General features: G+C 53.1%; 12 protein-coding genes. 2 read left to right on the top strand and 10 right to left on the bottom strand.

All coding sequences use genetic code 11. The features are described 5' to 3' along the window. Positions 1-5: 5 nt before the first annotated feature. Genes thiL through yajC form a run of 9 tightly spaced genes read right to left on the bottom strand, consistent with a single transcriptional unit; the run spans position 6 to position 7,426 of the window. Entirely contained in the window at positions 6-989 is a 984-nt protein-coding gene (gene thiL, locus IDSA_RS09845) for a thiamine-phosphate kinase (protein WP_034776398.1), read from the bottom strand. Positions 990-1,012: 23 nt separating this feature from the next. Then, on the bottom strand, positions 1,013-1,432 hold the full coding sequence (gene nusB, locus IDSA_RS09840; RefSeq protein ID WP_034776397.1) for a transcription antitermination factor NusB: 420 nt from the start codon (positions 1,430-1,432) through the stop codon (positions 1,013-1,015). Between the two features lie 11 nt (positions 1,433-1,443). Further along, the gene (gene ribH / locus IDSA_RS09835; protein WP_034776396.1) at positions 1,444-1,908 is read right to left on the bottom strand and encodes a 6,7-dimethyl-8-ribityllumazine synthase; all 465 of its coding nucleotides are present in this window, start codon (positions 1,906-1,908) and stop codon (positions 1,444-1,446) included. A 50-nt stretch (positions 1,909-1,958) separates the two neighbouring features. Then, positions 1,959-2,567, bottom strand: a complete 609-nt coding sequence (locus IDSA_RS09830) for a lysophospholipid acyltransferase family protein (protein WP_034776395.1) — start codon at positions 2,565-2,567, stop codon at positions 1,959-1,961. Between the two features lie 5 nt (positions 2,568-2,572). Beyond that, positions 2,573-3,415, bottom strand: coding sequence for a DUF3014 domain-containing protein (locus IDSA_RS09825; protein ID WP_034776394.1), 843 nt, complete (start codon positions 3,413-3,415; stop codon positions 2,573-2,575). Positions 3,416-3,442: 27 nt separating this feature from the next. Next, a complete protein-coding gene (yaaA, locus tag IDSA_RS09820) occupies positions 3,443-4,222 on the bottom strand; it encodes a peroxide stress protein YaaA (protein WP_034776393.1) in 780 nt (259 codons plus the stop codon). A 45-nt stretch (positions 4,223-4,267) separates the two neighbouring features. Beyond that, positions 4,268-5,215 (bottom strand): protein translocase subunit SecF, encoded by a 948-nt coding sequence (gene secF, locus IDSA_RS09815; protein WP_034776392.1) that lies wholly within the window; start codon positions 5,213-5,215, stop codon positions 4,268-4,270. A gap of 8 nt (positions 5,216-5,223) precedes the next feature. Beyond that, positions 5,224-7,071, bottom strand: a complete 1,848-nt coding sequence (gene secD, locus IDSA_RS09810) for a protein translocase subunit SecD (protein WP_034776391.1) — start codon at positions 7,069-7,071, stop codon at positions 5,224-5,226. A 19-nt stretch (positions 7,072-7,090) separates the two neighbouring features. Further along, on the bottom strand, positions 7,091-7,426 hold the full coding sequence (gene yajC, locus IDSA_RS09805; RefSeq protein WP_034776390.1) for a preprotein translocase subunit YajC: 336 nt from the start codon (positions 7,424-7,426) through the stop codon (positions 7,091-7,093). Positions 7,427-7,650: 224 nt separating this feature from the next. Here yajC and IDSA_RS09800 point away from each other — a divergent pair, with 224 nt between their 5' ends. Beyond that, positions 7,651-8,271 (top strand): trimeric intracellular cation channel family protein, encoded by a 621-nt coding sequence (locus IDSA_RS09800; RefSeq protein WP_034776389.1) that lies wholly within the window; start codon positions 7,651-7,653, stop codon positions 8,269-8,271. A gap of 3 nt (positions 8,272-8,274) precedes the next feature. Beyond that, on the top strand, positions 8,275-11,649 hold the full coding sequence (locus tag IDSA_RS09795; protein WP_034776388.1) for a PAS domain-containing hybrid sensor histidine kinase/response regulator: 3,375 nt from the start codon (positions 8,275-8,277) through the stop codon (positions 11,647-11,649). Here the strand turns inward: IDSA_RS09795 and IDSA_RS09790 are convergent. Then, positions 11,626-12,288, bottom strand: a complete 663-nt coding sequence (locus IDSA_RS09790; RefSeq protein ID WP_034776494.1) for a response regulator — start codon at positions 12,286-12,288, stop codon at positions 11,626-11,628. The genes IDSA_RS09795 and IDSA_RS09790 overlap by 24 nt on opposite strands. Positions 12,289-12,361: the final 73 nt, after the last annotated feature.

Below are 12,361 nucleotides of genomic sequence, written 5' to 3'. Positions count from 1 at the left end.
ACGTCCTACTTGCGCTGACTAAAATGCTGGAAGCCGTTACCAGCTTCGGGTAGTTCCCATGGCTCGCCCTCAAGTTCGAGTTTCAGCTTGCCGGTTTCACTGGTAATGCGGCCGATACAAATCGGTTTGGTGGGGCTGTGCGCAATTAAGGTATCGAAAACACCCCGCCGCGCTTCCGGCACCGTAAAACAGAGTTCATAGTCATCGCCGCTTACCAGCGCCAGTTCGAGCGCTCGCTCCTGGCTCACGCTTTCGGTAAGGGGCAGTGACAAGGGTACGGCTTCGAGGGTAACCCGGGCACCGACGCCGGAGGCTTTAATAATATGGCCCAGATCGGCGGCCAGACCGTCTGAGATATCAATCGCACTGCTGGCAATACCGCGCAGAGATTGACCCAACGCCACCCGGGGCGAAGGAAAATAGAGCCGGTCGGTGACCCGTTTATAGTGTTCGTTGGTAAGCTTTACTTTTTGCTGCCGGGCAGCAAGTGCCAGGCCAGCATCGCCAAGTGGTCCGCTTAAGTATATCCAGTCGCCAGGGCGGGCGCCGGCGCGTTTTATCGCGCTACCTGCGGGAACCACACCATGGGCGGTAACAGTCAGGCTTAACGGCCCCTGAGTGGTATCGCCGCCGATCAGCTGACAACCATAGTAATCGCATATTTCGCGTAAACCAGCGGCAAAATCCGTCAGCCACTCATGGTCAACTTCAGGCAGGGTAACAGCAAGGCTAATCCAGGCAGGTTCGGCACCCATAGCCGCAAGATCGCTGAGATTAACAGCAACGATTTTATGGCCTAAGGCGCGGGCGGGGGTATCACTGTCAAAATGAACATCGGCCACCATGGTATCAGTGACGATGACCAGCTCACTGCGTTCCGGCAGACTCACCACCGCACCGTCGTCGCCCACACCAATAACAACATCAGGGCGTTGCTTGGAGCGCTGCGTGAAGTAAGTATCGATCAGATCGAATTCGCCAAACGCCATAACCGGATCAGCTCGCTGTCGATTTACTGGCGAGCAGGACGAAGCGAATCAATAGCTTTATCCAGAACGCCATTTACAAAGCGGTGGCTGTCATCTGCGCCGAACGATTTGGCCAGTTCAATGGCCTCATTGATCGCCACTTTGTACGGCACATCAAGGCGCTCGCGCAATTCGAACGCGGCCAGCCGAAGTACCGCCCGTTCAACCTGATCCAGATCTTTTAATGGGCGATCAAGAAACGGCGACACGGCTTCGTCCAGCGACTTGACCTGACCGGCCACACCACGGACCAGGACTAAAAAATAATCCACATCTACTTTACTGGTGTCATTATCAGTCAGAAACTGAGCTTCAATATCGCTCATGCTGTTATCGCTAAGCTGCCACGAATAAATAGCCTGAACCGCCAGTTTCCTGGCCTTACGGCGTGCTGCTGGTTTCATTACATTGCCTCTTACAACTGACTCAGTACATTGACCATTTCTAATGCGCTTAAAGCCGCTTCAGAACCTTTATTTCCTGCTTTAGTTCCGCTGCGTTCAATAGCCTGTTCGATCGAGTCGGTGGTGATCACGCCATTAGCTACCGGAATATTAAACTCATGAACGACACGGCTCAGGCCGCTGTTGCATTCGCCGGCAACAAAATCGAAGTGCGGTGTACTGCCACGAATTACGGCGCCGACCGCGATAATCGCGTCGTATTTGCCACTGGCGGCAAGCTTTCTGGCTACCAGCGGCATTTCATAGGCGCCTGGCACCCGTACCACAGTGATATCGTCGGCACTAACCTGCCCATAATGCTTTAAGGTGGTCAGCGCGCCATCCAGCAGGCTGTCGACCACAAAATGGTTAAAGCGCGATACGACAATCGCAAATTTCTTACCCTGAGCGGCGATTCCGCCTTCAATGACCTTCATGGTGGATTCCTTTTGCTGAAAACGGCGCGATAATAGCACAGATTTCAAGTTCAGACATGCTCTGGATTTTTTCCCTGGGCATGGGCTACCGCGGCTTTAACCCGCGCCAGTTCGTCGTCGATATCATCGCTGATAATCATAGGCTCAGCGATATCTACAGTTTTTCTGGAGAAATCGAACGCAACCGGAATAACCGGAACGCCGGTTGCTTTGGCGATATGCAGAAAACCTTTTTTCCATTCGGTTACTTTACGACGGGTGCCTTCCGGCGCCAGCGCCAGAATCAGCTCGTCGCGCTGCTCGAATGCTTCAATTGATTGCTCAACCACACCCTGAGATTTACGGCGATCCACCGGAATACCACCAAGCCAGCGCATAATGCCGTTGATAGGAAAACGAAACAGGGTGTGTTTGCCAAAAAACGAAAGCCGGAGACCAAGCGCCAGCATGACGGATACGCCGACGAAGAAATCCCAGTTTGAGGTATGTGGAGCAACCGGGATAATCGCCTGACGGGTAGCGGGCAATGTACCTTTGACCTGCCAGCCACCTAACAGTCGCATGCCCAGCCGGCCAAGCCAGCGGCTAACCTTGTTGCCCCGCTGCGGCAGGGGCGCCAGCAGATGATCTGGAACCTTCTCGTTGACGTCCTGCGACATAAAGATTATTGCTCAGTGAGCTCCTGCTTGAGGCTCTCAAGCTTAAGTTTGACGCGCCGCATATTATCCGGGCCTAACCGCAACATCTGCTTCTGTGCGGGCGGTAAAGACTCCAGCGATGGATCAGCGAACTTGTACATCACATCGTCGTCAGTTAATTCAATCACGGTGCCAGCTGAGGGTGTATCCAGCAACAGGTTTATCGCTTCAAGCAAAACCTCATCGGGGGCGGCGTCAGGATAGCCAATCTCACCCAGGGCTTCCTCGGCCAGCGGCTGGTAGTAGTTGAAAAGGTTGACCAGAACCCCGGTATCCAGGCTGACAAACCAATCTACCGTGCTGTTGTAGCGATCATATGAACGCGGGTCGATGTAAATTTTTTCGTTTTGCTCAAGTACCCGGAAGCGGCTCTTAGGTGCCGGTAGCAGCGCGTTGTCACGTACCACCAGGCCGTTGCGAAGGTTGTCGACAAAGACCACAGCGTCGCGAATTAACCGCTCGCTTTGAATTGGCTCAACATTCTGCTCGGCGGCGCGAAGATCTTCCATTACCTCATCGGTACTGTTTTCAAGCTCTGGCAAGTCCGGCGCCGGTTCAGGTATTTCTTCCAGCGGCTCTTCGGCTTCAGTGATCACCTCAACATCAGGCTGGGGCTCAGAAGGCGTAGGCGGTTCACTTTGGGTTACCACCGTTTCGGCAGGTTCAGGAGTTGGCTCGGGCGTCGTATCTTGCTGCTGCCACAGCCAGGCAATAACTGCTACGGCAATCGCAATCACGATAACCAGAGTCGTCATTAACTTCCCCTGACTCGACTTTTGCTCTAGCTCTTCTTCGTGGAGATCTTTCATTCCGCTTACTCCTGTTGGCGCAGCGTATTACTGGTCGCGCTCGGCACGGTAAAATACCAGTTCAGTCTCGCTCGACTGCTCAGCATTATACCGGTAACCCGCTGCTTTAAAGTTCTTTAGCTCAGCTACAGACTGAGGCTGCTCGGTCATAATATAACGCGCCATCATACCGCGAGCTTTCTTCGCCCAAAAACTGATGACTTTAAATTCGCCATTTTTCTCGTCTTTGAATACGGGGGTAATCACCCTGGCATTCAAATCGCCAACCTTAACGCTGGAGAAGTATTCGTTCGACGCAAGGTTTATCAGTACGTCGGAATCTATCGCGTCTAAATCCTCATTCAGCATATCGGTAATTACTTTACCCCAAAACGCATACAGGGTAGTACCGCGGTCAGTATCAAGTTTACTACCCATTTCAAGCCGATAGGCCTGCATCAGGTCTAATGGCCGTAACACACCATATAGACCCGAGAGAATGCGTAAATGTTCCTGCGCATAAGCAATTGCTTCATCACTTAGCTTTTCGGCAGCCAGGCCGGCATACACATCACCATCAAAAGCATAGATAGCCGGGCGGGCATTATCTGGCGTGAATGGCCGTTGCCACTCGGCAAAGCGGGCGGCATTCAGGCCAGCCAGCTTGTCACTGATTTTCATGAGCGAGCCAAGCTGCTGCGGACTCAGGTCACGGCACCGCTCAACCAATTGCTCGGCATGATCGAGTAAACGCGGCTGCGAATACTCTTTGGTGCGCAAATCACTTTCAAAATCCAGATTTTTTGCCGGAGATAATACGACAAGCATTACTTCCTCTCCTTGTTCGCCGTTTGCTCGTGCTAATCAGCCTGCTTAAGGCATTGGCTCGAGATCTTCGCCTTCTTTCTCAACCTCAGGTGGCATCAGATCTTCGCGGCTTACACCCAGCGCCAGAGCAAGCGAACTTGCTACATAAACCGATGAGTAGGTACCTATTACTACGCCGAATAACAAGGCGGTAGCAAAGCCATGAATTAATGCGCCACCTAAGAAGAATAGCGCAAATAGCACTAAGATGGTGGTTAATGAGGTAATCACCGTTCTGCTCATGGTATCGGTCAAAGCACCATCGATAATTTCTTCCGGAGTGCCTTTACGGAACTTACGGAAGTTTTCCCGGATACGGTCACATACCACCACGGTATCGTTTATCGAATAACCGATAACCGCCAGCAAGGCCGCCAGTACGGTCAGATCAAACTCCAGCCCCAGTATCGAAAACAGCCCTAAGGTGAGGATAACATCATGTGCCAGCGCGCCTACTGCACCTACCGCCAGTCGCCATTCAAAACGCACTGCGATATAGAGCAGAATACAAAGCAACGCGGTAAGCATTGCCAGACCACCCTGCTCAGTAAGTTCATCACCAACGTTCGGACCAACAAACTCGATCCGCCGCATATCGACTTTACTGCTGCTTTCTGCGCGCAGCAGCTGCAGAATCTGGTTGCCAATTTCCTGCGCCTTTACACCTTCCTGCGGTTCCAGGCGGATCAGTACATCCTGTTGGGTACCAAAGTTCTGCACCACAGCGCCAGTATAGCCATTATCATCCAGCGTTTGCCGGATGGCCGATAAATCGGCGTTCTGCTCATACCCCACTTCAATCACGGTGCCGCCGGTAAAGTCGAGCCCCCAGTTCAGCTGATTGATACTCAGCGAAACAATAGAGGCAATAACTAACAGGCCACTGAAGATCCAGGTCGGAACCCGAAGCTTCATGAAAGGTATAGTTTTCTCTGTTTTAATTAGCTCTCTCATGTGGCCTCCTAAACCGACAACTTATCGATGCGTTTACCACCCCATACAGCGTTAACAATCGCCCGGGTGCCCACAATGGAAGTAAACATCGATGTCAGAATACCGATCATTAAGGTCACTGCGAAGCCTTTCACCGGACCGGTGCCGATGGAGAACAGAATAACCGCAGCAATAAGGGTAGTAATGTTGGCGTCAGCGATGGTCGACAAGGCGCTATCATAACCATGATGAATCGCCTGTTGCGGACTTCGATTCGCTTTTATTTCTTCTCTGATCCGTTCAAATATGAGTACGTTGGCATCAACCGCCATACCCACCGTCAGAACGATACCTGCCATGCCGGGCAAGGTCAGTGTTGCGCCCGGAATCATTGACATCACACCAACAATCAGCACCAGGTTCGTAGCCAGTGCGGCGTTTGCGACCATGCCGAATTTCTTGTAGTACATCACCATAAAGGCCAGCACCAGCACAAAGCCCCAGACGATCGCCTGAATACCCATGTTGATATTTTCCTGCCCCAGGCTTGGTCCGACGGTGCGCTCTTCAACAATCTGAATTGGCGCAATCAGTGCACCGGCGCGCAGTAACAGCGCGAGATTCTGTGCTTCCTGCTGACTACTGATGCCGGTGATGCGGAAGTTGCTGCCCAGTCGTGCCTGGATGGTCGCTACGTTGATCACTTCGGAGTGGCGTTCAAAAACAATCTTGTCGTCTTCGTCACGCTCGCCGGTGGCTTTAAACTCGATAAAGAGGGTTGCCATTGGCTCGCCGATATTATCCCGGGTTGCCAGTGACATCAGATCGCCGCCCGGACCGTCCAGCGAGATGCTAACCTGCGGCCGCTGGTTTTCATCGAAGCCGGCGGTGGCATTGACGATATGGTCGCCCGTCAGAATCACGTCCTGCTCAAGTAACACATTACCGCCGCTACGCGAGGGGAATAATTCGGAACCGAACGGAACCCGGCCCATTTCTGCATCACGAACGCTGTTTTCGTTATCGACAAAGCGGAACTCAAGAGTGGCCGTTGCGCCCAGAATTTCTTTCGCGCGGGCGGTGTCCTGTACGCCTGGTAACTGCACTACGATACGGTCTGCGCCCTGACGCTGCACTAGTGGTTCAGCAACACCCAGTTCATTTACCCGGTTACGCAAAATGGTAATATTCTGCGATACCGCGTAATTCTGTGTTTCCTGCAACTTGGCATCGGTCATGCGTAACCGGAGGGTGCGGTTTTCAGGCTCTTCAATTAGTGTATAACCGTTATAACGATTGTCGACGTAATCTTCTGCCGCGGCATAATCTTCAGCAGTGCGCAGCGTAACAATAACCTCATTGTCAGCCCGTTCAACACTGGTATAGCGAATCCGCTCTTCACGCAGCTCGGTGCGCACCGTATCGCGCATCTGGTTCTGAATTTTGCGGATAGCTTCCTGCATATCCACTTCCATCAGAAAGTGAACCCCACCGCGCAAATCCAGACCCAGCTTCATCGGCGTGGCCCCGATACTGTCTAGCCAATCGGGGGTCGCCGGCGCCAGGTTAAGCGCCACCACGTAGTTGGTCCCTAATTCCCGCAAAATCGCATCACGAGCGGTCAACTGGTCACTATCACTGGTCAGCCGCACCATGATCTGTTCATCTTGCATAGCAACGGACTTCGGCTCGATCCCCTGCTCGGTAAGAACATCTTCTACCTTACCAAGGGCGGTCATATCGATCGTTGCGTTACGACTGGCAGAAATCTGCACGGCATAGTCTTCACCGTAAAGGTTAGGCAGGGCAAATAACGCGGCTATCGCTATCACCACCACTACCAGCAGATTTTTCCAGAGCGGAAACTTGTTTAACACGTCAAATCCTTATCTCTGCTTACAGAGATTTCATGGTTCCTTTCGGAAGCACCGCTGTTACTGCTGATTTCTGTACTGTTACTTCTACTGACTCAGCTAAGGCAATCACCATAAAATCTTTATCTTCACTGATTTTGGTAATACGACCTACCAGGCCACCGTTCATCAGCACTTCATCACCTTTACTCACGCTGGCAATTAGTTCTTTATGCTGCTTAACGCGTTTAGCTTGTGGACGGTAAATCATGAAATAGAAGATCAGGCCGAACATTAACAGCATGAAAATCAGTTCCATGCCGCCGCCAGTCTGTGCTGCGCCATCTTGTGCGTACGCTGTAGAAATTAAAAAGTCCATAGTATTCCCCTACAAGTTATTAGTATTTAATGAGTCTAAGGATGGGGGCAAACTTTATAGCAAACAAGGCTTAGCCACCAGTTTTTCAGAATTGTGCAGCATTCTAACGAATTTCTGACCAAATAGGGAGAACCAAGTCAGCCGGTTCGCAGGTCAGGACACTAGGCAGCGGCAATAAAGCATGCGAAACTGCCTGAACAAATAACAATAAATAACCATTCGCCATGGATACATTATTTTACTGGATTGATCATTTGGGAGTCGCAGTATTTGCGATCTCCGGCACCTTACTGGCATTCCGCAAAAACATGGATGGCTTCGGGGTGATTGTGCTGGCGTCGGTTACCGCGATTGGCGGCGGTACTGTCCGTGATCTGATCCTGGATTTACCGGTGTTCTGGGCGCACGACCCAAGTTACCTCTACAGTATTCTGGTCGCGGCTTTTGCCACTATTATCTGGCTGCGCTTTCGCGAATACATCCATCAGCGACTATTGCAGTCGGCCGATGCTCTGGGTGTGGCTTTTTTTACCCTGATGGGTGCTAACAAAGCAATGGAAGCCGGTTTTTCACCGATCATCTGTGTGGTTATGGGTACCATCACCGCCTGCTTTGGCGGCATGCTGCGTGATGTGCTGGCGCGTGATATCCCGATGGTGCTAAAAAGTGAACTCTATGCCACCACCTGCATTATCGGCGCCAGTATCTTCGTCATACTGCAACCTTATGCGCCGGTAGTCGCGGTATTGGCCGGCGGCTTCAGCACCTTGTTATTGCGCTTTGGCGCTATTCGCTGGCAATGGTCACTCACGGTATTCCAACCTCATGGCGATCAGCACCGGTAACTTATGCTAAGTACTTCGCTTACGGTCTTTATCGCCATCAGTTATATCGCGGTGCTATACAGCATCGCTTACCGCGGCGAACGTAAGCCACCCAACCAAATAAAGCCCTACCGCTATGCGCTGGCCCAGGGTATCCACTGCACCACCTGGGCATTCTACGGCACCGTCACGCAATCGGCTTACTACGGCTGGTCCATGGCCCCAACTTATATCGGGGCGATGCTGGTATTCTTATTTGCCCATCGCATTCAGATGCGGCTGCTGCACGCCTGTAAACAACAGAACCTGACTTCGATTGCGGACGTGATCAGCAGCCGCTACGGCAAAACCTCTTCGCTGGCGGTCACTGTTGCCCTTATTGCTTTAATCGGCATTATCCCGTACATCGCGCTGCAATTGCGGGCGGTCACCGGTAGCTTCGCCACCGCCACAGGTATGGTTGATCGCCCCTTACCCTGGTTTGGTGACGTCGCCGCGCTGGTGGCGCTGGCGATGATGGGCTTCGCGATTCTGTTCGGTACCCGCCGGTTAAGCCTGGCCGAACAACATGCTGGCCTGATGGATGCCGTGGCCTTTGAGTCAGTAGTTAAGTTACTGGCCTTTATGGGGGTTGGGATTTTTGTCAGTTACTCCATGTTCGACGGCGTCAGTGATATTTTCCTGCAGGCGGCCAACCATATTGATGTGCGACCGGTACTGGAGGGCAAGCCCGGCGGCGCCTACATCTACGTGACCCATATTCTGCTTGGTGCTATCTCGATGTTCTGCCTGCCGCGCCAGTTTCATGTGCTTTATATCGAAAATACCGACCCGGAAGAGTTACGCACCGCCCGCTGGGCCTTCCCATTGTATCTGTTTGCCATCAATCTCTTTATTTTACCAATAGCGCTGGCGGGTTTGTTGCTGGTGCCTGACGCCGCGCGTAGCGATACCTTTATGCTGACACTACTACTGCAGGCCGAGCAGCCGGTAATGACCATGGTCGCATTCATAGGTGGGCTGGCTTCCGCTACCAGCATGGTGATTATCGCCACCCTGGCGCTCAGTATCATGATGTCGAACGACGTGATCATGCCTATGTGGCTGCGGCTCACGGAACAGCGCATGCGCAAGTTCACTTTCACCCCCGGCCGGGTGCTGTTGATTCGCCGCTCAACCATTATCTTCATCATCGTGCTGGCTTACGGCTTTCATAAGCTGACCGAAGCGAATTTACCGCTGGTTAACGCTGGGTTGCTGTCGCTGGCGCTGCTGGCCCAGCTCGCACCAGCGCTGCTGGGCGGCCTGGTCTGGACCCGGGCCAATAAGGCGGGTGCCATTGCCGGCATCACTGCAGGTACGCTGCTCTGGGTGTATGCCCTGCTGTGGCCGTCTATTCATGCGGCGCAAAACCTGACGGATATTGCACTCAGCGACGGCGTGCTCATCAGTCTGGGAGTAAATCTGGCGCTGTATATTATCGGCTCGCTGCTATTTAGTCCCAGCGCCCTTGAACAACGTCAGCGCCATCAGTTTACCGATCCCACCGGCGCGCACCCTGAGCTTTATCATCATCAACCCATCAGTTGGGGCCGCCTGCGTCAGGTGCTGGCGCGGTTCTTCGACAGTGTGGAATTAGAACGTATGAGCCGCCGCCTGCAGCTTGACTTAACCACAGCAGCGGGCGATGAGCTGGTGCCGGGACCGGTACTGGCGCGCGTTGAACGGGAACTGTCAGCGGTAATAGGTAGCGCTGCCAGCCGTATCCTGCTCGAGGCTATAACTCAGCAACCGGGTGTACCTATCGCACAGGTGGTCACCTGGGCCACGCAGGCCTCGCAACTCTATAAATTTAACCGCGAATTATTACAGGCCTCGGTTGAGAACATCCCCCAGGGTATTAGCGTAATCGATCAGGATCTGCGGCTGGTCGCCTGGAACAGCCGTTATATTGAACTATTTGACTACCCGGCCGGTTTTTTGCAAGCAGGTATGCCGGTGTCTGAACTATTACGTTACAACGCCAGACGGGGGCTGCTCGGTGACGGTGAGGAGCCGAAACTGGCTGACGAAATCGATAAACGCCTGAATTATCTGCGGGCGGGTAGTGCCTATCGTTACCAGCGCCAGCAGGGCGATCTGGTGATTGAACTACAGGGCGCGCCTATGCCTGATGGTGGCTTTGTGACCACTTACACCGACATTACCGAACTGGTGGTCGCGCAGCGCGAACTTGAACAGATAAACGTGCAGCTTGAACAGCGGGTGGCTGACCGCACGCGCCAGCTACTTGAAGCCAAGCATGCCGAAGAGCGCGCACACCAGAGCAAAACACGCTTTTTTGCTGCCGTCGGACATGACCTCATGCAACCCTTTAATGCCGCCACGCTATTTTGCGACATGTTGCGCCAGCGACTGGATGGCGAGCAGGGACAGCTGGTACGGCAGATTCAGCAGTCGCTGCAAAATGCTGAAGAATTACTGACGATGCTGATGGATATGACCCGGCTGGAAGCGGGTAACCTGCCGGTTAACCGACAGGCCGTTTCACTACATGACATTATTCAGCCGCTGCTGGAAAACCAGCGCATTATTGCCGCTGAAAAGCAGCTCAAAATTCGCTATGTGCCCAATATGGTCATGGTGGATAGCGACCGCAAGTTGCTCAGCCGAATCATTCAGAATCTGTTGTCTAATGCCGTGCGCTATACCGATCGGGGCAAGATCCTGATTGGCGGGCGACGCCACGGCAACGCGCTGAAACTATATATTATTGATACCGGCCGCGGCATTCCGACGGATCAGCGGGACAATATTTTCCGTGAGTTTCATCAGCTTGAACAAAGTGGGGATAACCCGGGGCTGGGACTGGGGCTGGCCATTGTTGATCGCATGTGCCGGTTACTTGGCATCCCGCTGGATCTGCACTCTGAGGTTGGCCGCGGTACGCGCTTTACGCTGACGTTACCGGTAGTAGCCTGGCACAAAGTTGCACCGGTCAGACCTCTCTCCCTGCCTGAGCGCAATGAAAAATTCCTGAACGGTCGCACTATCTGGGTGGTCGATAACGATGATCGGATCCTGAGCGCCATGCAGCAACTGTTATCCGGCTGGGGCGCTGACGTTGTCGCCTTCGCCAATCGCGAGCAATTACCGACAGCAACCACGACAAAGCCTGATCTGGTGATTCTGGATTATCATCTGGATCACGGGGATACCGGCATCGCTGTGCTGCAGTTGCTACGCGAACGCTACGGTGATGATTTACCGGCTATCCTGAACTCTGCGGATCCCGATGAGCACCTGCGCGAACAAGCCATTGCCCAACATGCTGCGTTTATTCCAAAACCATTAAAAACCGCGGCGTTGAAGCGTTTACTCAAACGGCTGATCCGCTGAGTCCGGCGCGCTGAGCATCTGCTTAAAGCGAATTCCGGCCTGCGTACGATTCAATACCTCAAGTTTGCGCAAAATCGCTGACACATGCTGCTTGATCGTGGTTTCCTGAACATTGAGTTCATACGCAATCTGCTTATTCAGCAAGCCATCAGCCAGGCACTCAAGTACCCGAAATTGTTGCGGGGTTAGCTGTTCCAGACGCCGCGCGAAGTCGAGGGTTTCCGGTACCGGGGCCTGGTTAACCACGTCCACCAGATGCTCAGGCAGCCAGGTATCACCGGCCAGCACCGCGTGCACCGCGCCCTGCAATTCCGCCAGCGGCATAGATTTGGGAATATAAGCACTGGCGCCATAGGCCATTGCCTGACGGATAACCTGTAGTTGCTCGTTGGCAGAAACAATCACCACCAGAATATCGGGGTAGCGGCTACGTAGTGAGGTCAGTCCGGTCAGTCCGCGATTACCCGGCATGGATAAGTCCAGTAGCACCAGTTCAATTTGCGGTTCTTGTTTGAGGATTGCCAGTAGCTGTTCAAAGCTGGCGGCTTCTTTAATATCAGTCGAAAGGGTTTCAGTCAGCGCCTGTTTAAGGGCTGCCCGGAATAACGGATGATCATCAGCTATAATTGCACGCGCCATTGGGGTGTCGGTTTGATTTGGAAACAGATGTTCCATGCTAACGCGTCCATCAGTAAAAGTCAGTGCCTGCCGG

The organism is Pseudidiomarina salinarum, from assembly GCF_000753715.1.
Classification (GTDB): domain Bacteria; phylum Pseudomonadota; class Gammaproteobacteria; order Enterobacterales; family Alteromonadaceae; genus Pseudidiomarina; species Pseudidiomarina salinarum.
The sequence above is the reverse complement of the archived record's forward strand: the minus strand, read 5'-3'. Positions and strand labels throughout refer to the sequence as shown.